14 protein-coding genes and 4 pseudogenes are annotated in these 11,701 nt (G+C 64.7%); 11 read left to right on the top strand and 7 right to left on the bottom strand.

The window, feature by feature from the left end; genetic code table 11:
* Positions 1-202 precede the first annotated feature (202 nt).
* The 5 genes and pseudogenes from ilvC to GNX96_RS60740 all read right to left on the bottom strand — a co-directional run bounded on the left by ilvC (position 203) and on the right by GNX96_RS60740 (position 5,128).
* Complete coding sequence (gene ilvC, locus GNX96_RS47150; RefSeq protein ID WP_279583393.1) at positions 203-1,267, bottom strand: ketol-acid reductoisomerase; 1,065 nt, start codon at positions 1,265-1,267, stop codon at positions 203-205.
* 26 nt (positions 1,268-1,293) lie between these two features.
* Positions 1,294-1,941, bottom strand: a complete 648-nt coding sequence (gene ilvN, locus GNX96_RS47155; RefSeq protein ID WP_313885965.1) for an acetolactate synthase small subunit — start codon at positions 1,939-1,941, stop codon at positions 1,294-1,296.
* Positions 1,844-3,627 (bottom strand): annotated as a pseudogene (locus tag GNX96_RS47160) (acetolactate synthase large subunit). The gene ilvN and the pseudogene GNX96_RS47160 overlap by 98 nt, the downstream one beginning before the upstream one ends.
* 309 nt (positions 3,628-3,936) lie before the next feature.
* On the bottom strand, positions 3,937-4,662 hold the full coding sequence (locus GNX96_RS47165; RefSeq protein WP_279583394.1) for a hypothetical protein: 726 nt from the start codon (positions 4,660-4,662) through the stop codon (positions 3,937-3,939).
* Between the two features lie 319 nt (positions 4,663-4,981).
* A complete protein-coding gene (locus GNX96_RS60740; RefSeq protein ID WP_279583395.1) occupies positions 4,982-5,128 on the bottom strand; it encodes a hypothetical protein in 147 nt (48 codons plus the stop codon).
* Between GNX96_RS60740 and GNX96_RS47170 the strand changes: the two genes are divergently transcribed.
* The 7 genes from GNX96_RS47170 to GNX96_RS47195 all read left to right on the top strand — a co-directional run bounded on the left by GNX96_RS47170 (position 5,067) and on the right by GNX96_RS47195 (position 7,886).
* Positions 5,067-5,555 (top strand): Scr1 family TA system antitoxin-like transcriptional regulator, encoded by a 489-nt coding sequence (locus GNX96_RS47170; protein ID WP_390624352.1) that lies wholly within the window; start codon positions 5,067-5,069, stop codon positions 5,553-5,555. The two genes, GNX96_RS60740 and GNX96_RS47170, sit on opposite strands and share 62 nt — an antisense overlap.
* Positions 5,555-5,821, top strand: coding sequence for a Scr1 family TA system antitoxin-like transcriptional regulator (locus GNX96_RS66925; RefSeq protein WP_390624353.1), 267 nt, complete (start codon positions 5,555-5,557; stop codon positions 5,819-5,821). The genes GNX96_RS47170 and GNX96_RS66925 overlap by 1 nt, the downstream gene beginning before the upstream one ends.
* Entirely contained in the window at positions 5,818-6,048 is a 231-nt protein-coding gene (locus GNX96_RS47175; protein WP_163573867.1) for a DUF397 domain-containing protein, read from the top strand. The genes GNX96_RS66925 and GNX96_RS47175 overlap by 4 nt, the downstream gene beginning before the upstream one ends.
* A 109-nt stretch (positions 6,049-6,157) precedes the next feature.
* The gene (locus GNX96_RS47180) at positions 6,158-6,547 is read left to right on the top strand and encodes a hypothetical protein (RefSeq protein WP_279583397.1); all 390 of its coding nucleotides are present in this window, start codon (positions 6,158-6,160) and stop codon (positions 6,545-6,547) included.
* Positions 6,548-6,653: 106 nt separating this feature from the next.
* Positions 6,654-6,983 (top strand): hypothetical protein, encoded by a 330-nt coding sequence (locus tag GNX96_RS47185; protein ID WP_163573869.1) that lies wholly within the window; start codon positions 6,654-6,656, stop codon positions 6,981-6,983.
* A gap of 28 nt (positions 6,984-7,011) precedes the next feature.
* Positions 7,012-7,578: a hypothetical protein gene (locus GNX96_RS47190; RefSeq protein ID WP_163573870.1), complete on the top strand. Its 567-nt coding sequence runs from the start codon at positions 7,012-7,014 to the stop codon at positions 7,576-7,578.
* Positions 7,545-7,886, top strand: a complete 342-nt coding sequence (locus GNX96_RS47195; protein WP_163573871.1) for a hypothetical protein — start codon at positions 7,545-7,547, stop codon at positions 7,884-7,886. Before GNX96_RS47190 ends, GNX96_RS47195 begins: the two co-directional genes overlap by 34 nt.
* Before the next feature lie 203 nt (positions 7,887-8,089).
* On the opposite strand, the gene GNX96_RS66930 is transcribed toward GNX96_RS47195, so the two are convergent.
* Positions 8,090-8,725, bottom strand: a complete 636-nt coding sequence (locus tag GNX96_RS66930) for a hypothetical protein (RefSeq protein WP_163573872.1) — start codon at positions 8,723-8,725, stop codon at positions 8,090-8,092.
* Between GNX96_RS66930 and GNX96_RS66935 the strand changes: the two are divergent.
* From GNX96_RS66935 to GNX96_RS47220, 4 genes and pseudogenes are all read left to right on the top strand, one after another.
* Positions 8,715-8,804 (top strand): annotated as a pseudogene (locus GNX96_RS66935) (hypothetical protein); the annotation flags it as partial. The gene GNX96_RS66930 and the pseudogene GNX96_RS66935 overlap by 11 nt on opposite strands.
* Positions 8,805-9,010: 206 nt before the next feature.
* A pseudogene (locus GNX96_RS47210) lies at positions 9,011-9,805 on the top strand (glycosyltransferase family 2 protein); the annotation flags it as partial.
* 40 nt (positions 9,806-9,845) lie between these two features.
* Positions 9,846-10,043, top strand: a complete 198-nt coding sequence (locus GNX96_RS47215) for a hypothetical protein (protein ID WP_163573874.1) — start codon at positions 9,846-9,848, stop codon at positions 10,041-10,043.
* Between the two features lie 82 nt (positions 10,044-10,125).
* Positions 10,126-10,479, top strand: coding sequence for a hypothetical protein (locus GNX96_RS47220; RefSeq protein WP_163573875.1), 354 nt, complete (start codon positions 10,126-10,128; stop codon positions 10,477-10,479).
* Positions 10,480-10,494: 15 nt separating this feature from the next.
* Here GNX96_RS47220 and GNX96_RS47225 read toward each other — a convergent pair.
* A pseudogene (locus GNX96_RS47225) lies at positions 10,495-11,701 on the bottom strand (aspartate aminotransferase family protein); the annotation flags it as partial.

The raw sequence follows: 11,701 nt of genomic DNA on the forward strand, positions 1-11,701 counted from the left end.
ACGAGCCGGACACCGACACCATGCACCTACTCGTACGGCCGAATCTTGTGACGGAGACCACTGAAGACGGCTGAGCAGAATTGTCTCTGACAGAGTGAGAACTGAGACGTCTACCGAACCGCCTGGCCCTGCCAAGCGCGATAAATACGGGGCCCGAGTGGGGACCCCTTCTAGCTAAAACGCTGAGCGCATTTAAGAGGAGCTAGGAGGGTACCCCCGACGGACAGTAGGTAACACGGCGATAGGGGACAAAGATGTGTCGTCGTAAGCGGCGACCCAAGCTCGAATGAACAGCTTGGCGGAGCTTGCGGCCGGTCTCCTCGATCGGGTGCGCCTCGCCCTGCGCGCGGAGCTTCTTGAACTCCGGTGCGCCGGCGTCCTGGTCCGCGATGAAGCGGGCCGCGAAGGAACCGTCCTTGATGTCGGCCAACACGCCGCGCATCCGCTCCCGGACGCTGTCGTCGATGATCCGCGGGCCGGAGATGTAGTCGCCGTATTCAGCGGTGTCCGAGCAGGACCAACGCTGCTTGGCGATGCCACCCTCGTACATCAGGTCGACGATCAGCTTCAGCTCGTGCAGGCACTCGAAATACGCGATCTCCGGGGCGTAGCCGGCCTCGGTGAGGATCTCGAAACCCGACTGTACGAGCGAGGAGACGCCGCCACACAGCACCGACTGCTCGCCGAACAGGTCCGTCTCGGTCTCTTCGGTGAAGGTCGTCTCGATGACGCCGGCGCGGGTGGCGCCGATGCCCTTCGCGTACGAGAGGCCAAGCGCGAGGCCGTCGCCGTTCGGGTCCTGCTCGACCGCGACCAGCGCCGGCACGCCCTTGCCGTCCGCGAACTGCCTGCGTACGAGGTGGCCGGGGCCTTTCGGGGCGACCATGATGACGGCGATGTCCGCGGCCGGCTTGATGTAGCCGAAGCGGATGTTGAAGCCGTGCGCGAAGAACAGCGCCTTGCCGGCGGTCAGGTGCGGCTCGACGGACTCGGCGTACACATGGCGGGCCACGTGGTCCGGCACCAGCAGCATGATCACGTCGGCCCACTCGGACGCCTCGGCCGGCGTGGCGACCTTGAGGCCCGCGTCGGTGACCTTCGCGCGGCTCTTGGAACCCTCAGCGAGACCGACGGTCACGTCGACACCGGAATCCCGCAGCGACAGCGCGTGCGCCTCGCCCTGGCTGCCGTACCCGATCACGGCGACCTTCTTGGCACCGATGATGCTCAGGTCCGCGTCGTCCTGGTAGTACATGGTGACTGGCATTACTTCCCTCTCTTGAATGGCTTTTCTTAGGCGGGGCGCTCGACGCTTCGCAGCGCCACCACCGGGCCGGTGATCGACCGGGCGCCGCGGCCGACCGCGACCACCCCGGACTGCACCAGCTCCTTGACCCCGTACGGCTCCAGGACGCGGATCAACGCATCCAGCTTGTCCTGCGTACCGGTGGCCTCGATCGTGACCGCGTCGGTGGACACGTCGACGACCTTGGCACGGAACAGCAGCAGCTGGACTGTTTCCAGCACGTGCGACCGGGTGGCGGGCTCCGCACGCACCTTGATGAGCATGAGTTCGCGCTGCACCGAGGCCGTCGGTTCCAACTCTACGATCTTGATGACGTTGATCAGCTTGTTGAGCTGCTTGGTCACCTGCTCCAACGGGAACTCCTCGACGGTGACCACGATCGTCATCCGGGAGATCTCCGGATGCTCGGTCGGGCCAACCGCGAGTGAGTCGATGTTGAAGCCGCGGCGGGAGAACAGCCCGGACACCCTGGCCAGCACGCCGGGCTTGTTCTCCACCAGGACGGAAAGTGTGTGCCTGCTCATGTTTTTCGTGTCCTCACACGTCGTCCGGGCCCCACACCGGGCGCACATCGCGCGCGGCGAGGATCTCGTCGTTGCTCGTACCAGCCGGCACCATCGGCCACACCATGGCATCCTGCCCGACGGTGAAGTCGACCACGACCGGCTGGTCGTTGACCGCCATCGCCTTCTCGATCGTCGAGTCGAGTCGATGTCGTCGGCCGACTCGCAGCGCAGGCCCACACAGCCCAGCGCCTCCGCAAGCCGTACGAAATCAGGCACGCGGTGTTTGTGCGTCTTCAGGTCGGTGTTCGAGTAGCGCTTGTCGTAGAACAGCGTCTGCCACTGCCGGACCATGCCGAGGTTGCCGTTGTTGATGATCGCGACCTTGATCGGGATGCCTTCCAGAGCGCAGGTCGCCAGTTCCTGATTGGTCATCTGGAAGCAGCCGTCGCCGTCGATGGCCCACACCGTCGCCTCCGGCCGGCCGACCTTCGCGCCCATCGCGGCGGGCACCGCGTACCCCATCGTGCCGAGGCCGCCGGAGTTCAGCCAGGTGTACGGCTTCTCGTACGAGATGAACTGCGCGGCCCACATCTGGTGCTGCCCGACGCCGGCGACATAGAGCGCGTCCGGTCCGGCGATCTCGCCGATCCGCTTGATCACCCGCTGCGGCGCGAGCGCCCCGTCGGCGGCTCTTCCCAGCCCAGCGGATACGTCTTGCGGGTCCGGTCCAGCTGCGTCCACCAGTCCGTCAGCCGCTCCGGGTCGACCCGGCCGGCGTCGATCTCGGCCTGCACCGCGACCACCAGCTCCGCGATCACCTCGCGCGCGTCGCCCACGATCGGCACGTCGGCGGTCCGGTTCTTGGAGATCTCGGCCGGATCGATGTCGGCGTGCACGATGGTCGCGTACGGCGCGAAGCTGTCCAGTTTTTTTCCGGTCACCCGGTCGTCGAACCGGGTCCCGAGCGCCACGATCAGGTCCGCTTTCTGCAGCGAGGTGACCGCGGCGACCGTGCCGTGCATCCCGGGCATGCCCAGGTGCAGTCTGTGGCTGTCCGGGAACGCGCCGCGGGCCATCAGGGTGGTCACCACGGGCACACCAGTCAGCTCGGCGAGCACCCGGAACTCGGTCGAAGCGCGCGCTTTCAACACGCCACCGCCGATGTAGAGCACCGGCCGCTTCGCCGTGTCAGTCAGCAGCCGCGCCGCCTCCCGGACCTGCTTAGCGTGCGGGTGCAGCGTCGGCCGGTAGCCCGGAAGGTCGATCGTCGGCGGCCAGTGGAAGGTGGTCCGCGCCTGCAGGATGTCCTTCGGGATGTCGACGAGCACCGGCCCGGGCCGGCCCGTACCAGCGAGGTGGAAAGCTTCGGCGATCGCCTGCGGGATCTCCTCGGCGGTCTGTACGAGGATGTTGTGCTTGGTGATCGGCTGGGTGATGCCGCATATGTCGGCTTCCTGGAACGCGTCCGTACCGATCGCCCCGCTGGGCACCTGCCCGGTGATCGCCACTATCGGCACGGAGTCCATATACGCGTCCGCGATGGGCGTGACCAGGTTGGTCGCGCCCGGCCCGGAGGTCGCCATGCACACGCCCACCTTGCCGGTGGCCTGCGCATATCCCTCAGCCGCGTGCCCCGCGCCCTGCTCGTGCCGGACCAGGACGTGCCTTACCGCGGTGGAGTCCAGCAGCGGGTCGTACGTACGCGGGCAGGATGGCGCCGCCGGGAATGCCGAACACGACGTCCGCGCCAACCGATTCCAGCGAGCGGACCAGCGACTGCGCGCCGGTGACTCCGGATTGTCCGGGTGAGCTCATGATCGTTCCTGACCCCTAGTTTGGCTGGACAGTCTTGGCTGAACAGTTGAGCTGGACAACAAAAAACCCCGCTTGCCGAAGCAACCGGGGTTAGCGCGACGCCTGGTGGGAACCTGGCGACGCGCTAGCTGAGTACGAGAATCTTCACCTGCACGTGCCTAGCTTTGCGCATCCCACCCCACGAGTCAAACCGTCCCACCTGTTGGACGCTCCCGCCGACTGCGGGATATTGTCCCGCACTCGGCGACCCACCACCCATTTCGAAAGCGCGAGCTGGCCAAGGTCAACAAAATCTGGCGTTCGCGGTGATCAGGGCGCCTCATCGGCTGGGCAGAGCAGGTCCACGATGGCGGCCGCGATCGGGAGGCCGGGACGGTCGGCGTACGACGCCCAGTCCCCCAGTGCGTCGGACCCGAGGAATGTCGTCAGCTCTCGGATCTTGGGTGCACTGAAAGTCACCGTCGAGTAAACCAGCCCGCCGACCTTCGCGTAGCCCGACAACGTGAACCGGACGTCTTCGGGCACGTCGAAAACGGTCTCCCTGCCCTCGAAAACGGCGAGACCGAAGACCTGTTCGCCGACAACGAAGAAGTGGATCACGCGCTCGACGCTGACGGGCTTGGTATAGAGATATCGCCCTTTGCGCGGCCGGTTGGTGACCTTGAAGGACTCGCGCCGGCCGTCCAACAGGCTCTTGGACGAGACCGATCCGCCGGCCTCAGCGATGAACTGCCGCACCGCGCCTTCGTCGTTGGTGATCAAAGATGGGTTCGCCCCGAACAGCATGGTGCCTCGGTGCAGACGGCGGGTCCAACTGTCAGCCGCAACGGCGGGCGGGTAGTTGACCCATCGAACGTCAAGCGTGCAGAGCACACCGGTAATAGCGGCAGTTGCCTCATCGGCGACGCGCAGCGGGATGTCCCAGTAGATCCCGGTGACGTCCTCGAGCGCGATGGGATCTCCGCCAGCGCAAAGGGTCCCGGCCCATTTGGTGGACAGCGCGCGGGTCTTGTTCCGCTCGAGCCGCGCCCGCAACGTCGCTCTCCGGGGAAATCGCGTCACATCCACCAGCGCATGTCTGATGCCACGAGTGGCCAACTCCAGACAAACAGCCGCGGCTGACGGACCTTGCGCGACGACAAGAACGAAACTCATGCTCACTCCATTGCTAATGGCAGCGTAAATTCTCGTATTCGAATTATGCGCCAGACGACTATTTGTGAAATCCGCGAATCTCTGCCATGTTGGCGACGGTATCACCGGATTTTCATGGGCGGACAATACGGGGAGGCTGGCGATGACCGACGAAGCAGGGTCGAATCGCACGCGTTATCGCAAAATTACGGAGAAGGGATCAGTGCCGCGAATGGGTCGGGTGAAGGTCGGTCGGCGACGAGCTGCGTACGCTGCGGATCGCGGCCAAGCTGACCCAGATCGAGCTGGGCAACCGCTGCGGCTGCTCCGGTACGCGCATCTCGCGCCTGGAGAACGGCGAGGCCACGCCGGACGTGGCACTGGTGATGAAAATCCTCGATGTACTGGAAACGCCACCGGACCAGGCCAAAATCCTGATCAGGCAGGCCCGCGACGCAAACGACCGCGGCTGGTGGAAAACCAGCAACATGCCCGAACGCGAGGCCGCCTTCGCCGAGTTGGAAGCAGAGGCCCGCCGACTGCGGGTCTTCTCGCTGATGTTCATTCCCGGACTGCTGCAAACTGCCGCGTACATGGCACTTCGTTATGCGGACAAGGAAGCCGCGATGCCAGTGGACGACGAAGCGGCGATCGCTGGCCGCCGGGAGCGCCAAAAGATCCTGGACCGCGACGACAGCCCCACGAAATATGCTGTCGTACTTGACGAAAGCGTTATCCGGCGTAGAACGGCCGCGCGCCGCCCGACGTACAAGCTGAACAGCTCGAGCATCTGATCGAAGCGGCCGCTCACCCGAACGTCAACCTCCGAATCCTGCCGTTCGGAGCAGTTCTCGGATACGAGTCGGCACCACTGAACTCGTTCTACATCTTCGACATAGGCAACGCACCACAGGTCGTTGTGGTGGAAACCGAGACGAAGGAACTTCACGTCACCGCAAGCGAAAGAATCTTGCGGTATCAGGCTATGTTCGATCGCGTTAGTCGTGCATGCTTGACCCCAGAAGAGTCCATCGAACTCATCAGGGGAGTCGACACATGACACTAATTGTCAGCTGGCGCAAGAGTTCTCGCAGCACTGGCCAGTCCGAGTGCGTGGAGGTCGGTAGCTGGCGTAAGAGCACTCGCAGCGGCGGCCAAGCCGAGTGCGTCGAGGTCGGCGTGGCCGCCCTCACGGTCGGAGTCCGGGACACCAAGAACGTGGCAGGGCCGGCCTTGTTCTTCTCGTCGGCGGCGTGGCAGGCCTTCGTGAGTCAGACAAAACGGTAACTCTCCGCACCGCCAAGATCGCTGCTAGGCTCGCCGCATGCCAACCGTCCTCATCCCGATCGGTTTCGAGTCCGGACCTCGCTACCAGGGCGGTGGCCAGCATCACGAAGTGATCTTGCCGGGCGGCTACGCCCCACTGCCACCAGACGTCTGGAAAGTCTGGACAGTGGCGTTCGCAGATCTTGAGTCAGCCGCCTCACTCACGCTGAGCCGCGACCGGCTGATCCAGGCGTCAACGAAACTGGGCATCGCATCTGCGGCCGAACACACGAAGGCTCTCGTCGACGACCGCCTCCTTGCCGAACTGGACACTGACAAGCCCGCCGAGTTCCTCCAGTCACATCGACTCTTCCCTCTCGCCGATGGCTTTGGCGCCATCGAAAACGAGCCAGGCGTCTATCAAATCGCCCGTGAAGGGCGCATCATGATCCGCGCGAACCAACCGGTCTATGCGATCTGGTGCATGCTGCCTATCATCGCTCGATCTGGGACGCAGTAGTCGCGTACGCCGAGGAAATTGAGGTAAGCCCCGACGATGTCGCGACGAACGTCGCTCAGGCTCTGCCAATGATCGTCGCTAACCGCTGCGGATTCTTACAAGCATCATGAGTTTTTCCAGAAGCGGCCTCGCGAACTGGAAAACCGATCTGCTGGTTAAGGCAGACGTGGTTGATCCGGGGGCGCAGAAGAATGCGCTCAAGAAGCTCAGGGACAGTTTAACGACGACTGCCAGGACAATGCCGGCGCAGTTGGCGTTTACTACCGCAACCACGCTGAGTCTTTGGTTCAGCTCAGGGTGGGCCGCGTTCTCCGGGTCGATGACCGAGGCCACCCTGAAGCTCCTCGGCGGGGCTGGCCTGCAACTCGTCGCTCAGGCGTATTTTCACCGTACGCGGCGCGAAAAAGGAGTCGCAGAAATTCAAGGTTCAGCGTGATCGCGGGCAGAATCCTGAAGCCCAGCCATTGGCCGAACTGGACCGGGTAGTAGAGCACGAAGGCAAGATACGCGACCGCGACCTGCAGACACAGCTGCGAGACGACCGCCGGCAGCTCTCCACCGAGATGTCCGATGTCGCCGACACCATCACCGCGATGCAAGAGACGCACGTCAGCCGCGCGGACATGCAACAAACGATCAACCAGGCCGTCGCTGAGGCCGTCGCACCGTACCAAGCCAAAATTGCCCAGCAAGAGGCCAAAATCGCTCAGCAGGACGCAAGAATCGGTCAGTTCGACTCGCAACTGCGGCACGAAAGCCAAACCCGCCAACACGCCATCACGGAGCTGGCCAGTCAGGCCGCCACCGAAAGGTCCGAGAGACAGTCGGCGGACGGTCATTTACAAGCAGATGTCAGTCGGGTCGAGGCCGATCTCAGTGAACGCGTCGAGGACACTCAGGTGGCGACGAACGACGTGACGAGAGGTCTCAACGACCTCAACGAACGCCATGACACCCTTTACGGGCGACAAACGAGAACGCGGCCGGGCTGGACCACATGTACGCGCACGTCAACAGCCAACATCTCGTGATCAACGAGCACGCGGACAGCATCGACGCCCAAGCCGCTCGTACGGCCGCACAACCACGACGCCGCGGCGAGCCCGGCCCGACGCGCGCCGCGCCAGCGGCCAGAGCCTCCCAGCAACCTCCCGTACCACCTGGCCCCGGACCAGCAACGACCGTGCCGCGCTCCGCCTGGGGCTCGCAACAGGGACAACTGGCCGAGCCGTTCCCCGCGGCCCGCCGCCGTCCGCCCCCACCCGGCCGACAACCAGCCGGCGATCCCCCAACGCCAGCACGACAGCCACATCGCGGCCCCCAACCACCCCGCCCCTGACGCACATGGCGACAATCGGGCCGCTTCAGCACCTCCACTTGGCAGGCGAACCGACGGTCAGTCGCCTGTTCGGCCCCTTGTGTGTAATTGCCTTTCTGCTCAACTGAATCGCTGATATCCAGCCAATCATCCGTGGCTGACCGGAGCTGTCGGCTCGTCCCAATATGTGGGAATCGGGGTCGCCGCCCGGTTGCTGACGGTTGTCACACTGCTGGGGTGGAACGTGGTGAAACGTTCCAATCACGCTTGAGTCCCCAGGAGTTGCCGTGTTGCCGCTCGCCGCTGGCGAGGTCTTGTTCGTCGTCACGGGTGTTGCCCACCTGTGCGCCATCTTGTTGCTCACCCTGGACGTACGCCGCGGTCGCCAACGTCCGGGCGCCGACTGGACCGACCCGCTCGGCTGTTTCGTCGCCGGCGGGCTGGTCGCCGGAGGTGCCGGCATGGACTTGTGGACGGTCGGGGTCGTCACTGTCCCCGCGGCGGTGGTCGCGCTGCTCGTGACCTGGCGCGCCGCTGACTTTCGGCCGGCGGCCACGGTCGCGTGGGCATCGCTGCTGGCCAGTACGGTCACCGGCATCGTCGTCGCGTTCTTGCACCTGTTCGGCATGACGGCCAGCCTGACGACGGCGATCCTGATCGGCGCTGGCCTGGTGATAAGCGTCCTGCGTACGCCCTCGAGCCTCATGCAGACCTTCGAGAACTGGGAGGTCGCGCTTCGCCGCGTCTGGCGGCACTCCCGGGATCCGCGAACCGGCGCGGTGCCGGCCGGCGGCGGACGCGCCTTTCGTGACCGTCCAGGTGCCGACGTACGCGGAACCGCCAGAAATCGTGATCGCCACCCTCGACGCGATCGCGCGGCTGGACTACCCGAATTTCGAGGTCATGCTGATCGACAACAACACCGCCGACGAGCGACTGTGGCGCCCGGTCCAGGAACACTGCGAACGGCTGGGTCCGCGTTTTCGGTTCCTGCACGTGGAAGGCATTACCGCGCGCGAAGGCTGGCGCGCTGAACTGGGCCCGCCAGCACGTCGATCCACGAACCCAACTGGTCGCGCTCGTCGACGCCGACTACCAGGTCACGCCGCGGTGGCTGGCCGAGACGGTAGGGCTTTTTCGAGGACCCGGAGCTCGGTTTCGTCCAGTGCCCGCACGGATATCGCGATTTCGAACACTCGACGTACGCACGAATGGTGCACACCGGCTACATGTGGGCCCAGGGAACGGAGATGGTGTCCCGCAACGAGCAGGACGCCGGTCTCACGGTCGGCACAATGTCGATGATCCGGCTGGAGACACTAGACGTGGCCGGCGGCTGGGCAGGGTGGTGCCAGACCGAGGACTCGGAGTTCGCGATCCGGGCGCACGCGGTCGGCTACCGTTCCATCTTCCTGCGCCGCCAGTACGGTTTCGGTCTCATTCCGGAAAACCTGACCGAGCTGAAGAAGCAGCGCTTCCGGTGGACGTACGGACCGGGCCAGGAATTCAAGGCGCACGCGCGGCTTTATCTACCGGGCTGGCTCGGCGGCAAGCCGTCGAAGCTGACCGGACGGCAGCGCTTGCGGCACGGTCACTATGGCTTTTTGGTGCTGGTGACGGGAAGTACGGTTCTGAGCCTACCGGCAGGTGTCGCCCTGCTCGTCTCGATGATCGTGCATCACGAAGCCCTGCCGCTGAGCCCAGTCCTCCTGATTCCGTTGGTAGCCGTGCTTTTGGGGCGCCGGATCATGCGATGGCTGATCTTCCGTACGTACGTGGGCACCGGCCTCGCGGAGATGATGGGCGGCGCGATCGCTTTGATGGCGGTGAAACCGACGATCTCCACGGCGGCTTTCAGCGTGCTGCTGGGAAAGCCGCGCGCTCTGGCGGCGTACGAGCAAGTTCCGGACGACGTCGAGCCGCTTGCGCTGGGTCTCTGAGGCTTGGACCGAGATCGCCCTTTGTGTCGCGTGTATCGCCGTGGTCGTCGCGATCCCGTTCCTGCTGCCTGCCGGCGTGAGCACTTTGTTGCTGTGCCTCGGCTTCGGCTGGCAGGCGAGCACGTACGCGACTGCTGCGCCCCTGCTGGGCTGGCTGGCCGCCCGCGACCTACGCCAGTCGACCCTGCCCACCGCGCCGACCGGCGGCGCCGACACCGCCGAAGGCCAGAAGGTGTGACTTCGGGGGCGGTGCCGATAACTGCCCTCGCGGCTGCTCGACTGGTCTTACAGATCTGGCGGCCAGCCTGTTAGCTGAAGAGATGACAGCGACCGGGGACAGCAGGCGGGTGCACCGGGGCTTGCTGGCCATGGTCATTATTGAGGCTGCGCTTGGCCTGCCGATCACCTTCCTCTGGACAGTCGTCACGGTCCTATTCGCGGATGGCCCTCGCTGCATTCCGGGGCTGCCGGAAACGCTCTATTGCCGATCAGATCTGGTGTACACACTTACCATGATCGGCCCGGCGATTTTCTGCGTCATCGGAGTCCTGCTGGGCACCGTCGGAGTCGTCTGGGAGCGGTCTCGACCTCGCCGCGGCTGGCCGTGGACACTGGCCGGCTGGCTGGTCTTCGTGGTGCTGTCACCGGCCATCTTCGTCCTCGCGGGCAGGTGACCGAGCCCGCTCCCCTCACGACCTTTTATATAGGCGGGACCAGGCTTCGGTGAGGACGGAGCGCAGGATGCCTTCGATTTCGTCGAAATGGGACTGGTCGCAGATGAGCGGCGGCGCGAGCTGGATGACCGGGTCGCCGCGGTCGTCGGCGCGACAGTGCAGGCCCTGCTCGTACAGGGCTCCCGAGAGGAAGCCGCGCAGCAGGCGCTCGGCCTCGTCGTCGTTGAAGGTTTCCTTGGTGGCCTTGTCTTTCACCAGCTCCAGCGCGTAGAAATACCCGTCGCCGCGTACGTCTCCGACGATCGGCAGGTCGGCAAGTTTGTCCAGGGTGGCGCGGAAAGCGGCCTGGTTGCGCTGGACGTTGCCGTTCAGGTCTTCCTTCTCGAAAATATCCAGGTTCGCCAGTGCGACCGCGGACGACACCGGGTGGCCGCCGAAGGTGATGCCGTGCGAGAAGCTGTTCTCGCCGCTCAGGAACGGCTCGACCAAGCGCTCGCTGGCGATCATCGCGCCGAGTGGCGCATAGCCGGGACGTGAGACCTTTGGCGCAGGTGATGATGTCCGGCACATAGCCGTAGCGGTTGGCGGCGAAATACTCCCCCAACCGACCGAAGGCGCAAATCACCTCGTCGGAAATCAGCAGCACATTGTTCTCATCGCAGATTTCGCGTACGCGCTGGAAATATCCGGGCGGCGGCGGGAACGAGCCGCCAGAGTTCTGCACGGGCTCCAAGATCACCGCGGCGACCGTCTCCGGTCCCTCGATCTCGATCGTCTGCGCGATCGCGTCGGCGGCCCAGCGGCCGAATTCGTCAAGATTGTCGGCGTGCTCGGTGGCGCGATAGAAATTCGTGTTCGGCACCTTGACCGCGCCGGGCACGAGCGGCTCGAAAGGCGTGCGGATAGACGGAATTCCGGTGATCGACAACGCGCCCATCGTGGTGCCGTGATACGCGATGTTGCGACTGATGATCTTGAATTTGTGCGGATTTCCGGTGACCTTGTGATATTGCCTGGCGAGTTTCCAGGCACACTCTCGACGGCCTCGGATCCCCCGCTGGTGAAGAAAACCCGGTTGAGATCACCGGGCGTCAAAGTCGACAGCCGCTCGGCCAGCTCGATGGCCGCTGGATGCGCGTACGACCAGACCGGGAAATAGCCGAGCGTGCTGGCCTGCCGGGCGGCGGCTTCAGGCGATCTCGGTCCGGCCGTGCCCAGCGTT

The sequence above is a fragment of the Fodinicola feengrottensis genome (genome assembly GCF_010993775.1).
GTDB lineage: Bacteria > Actinomycetota > Actinomycetes > Mycobacteriales > HKI-0501 > Fodinicola > Fodinicola feengrottensis.

Coding starts and splice junctions, on each gene's coding strand:
- ilvN (WP_313885965.1), bottom strand. CDS start 1,941: ATGCCATGGTGTGGCCGATGGTGCCGGCTGGTACGAGCAACGACGAGA.
- GNX96_RS47185 (WP_163573869.1), top strand. CDS start 6,654: ATGAGTTTTTCCAGAAGCGGCCTCGCGAACTGGAAAACCGATCTGCTG.
- GNX96_RS47175 (WP_163573867.1), top strand. CDS start 5,818: ATGACACTAATTGTCAGCTGGCGCAAGAGTTCTCGCAGCACTGGCCAG.
- GNX96_RS47195 (WP_163573871.1), top strand. CDS start 7,545: ATGTACGCGCACGTCAACAGCCAACATCTCGTGATCAACGAGCACGCG.
- ilvC (WP_279583393.1), bottom strand. CDS start 1,267: ATGCCAGTCACCATGTACTACCAGGACGACGCGGACCTGAGCATCATC.
- GNX96_RS47220 (WP_163573875.1), top strand. CDS start 10,126: ATGACAGCGACCGGGGACAGCAGGCGGGTGCACCGGGGCTTGCTGGCC.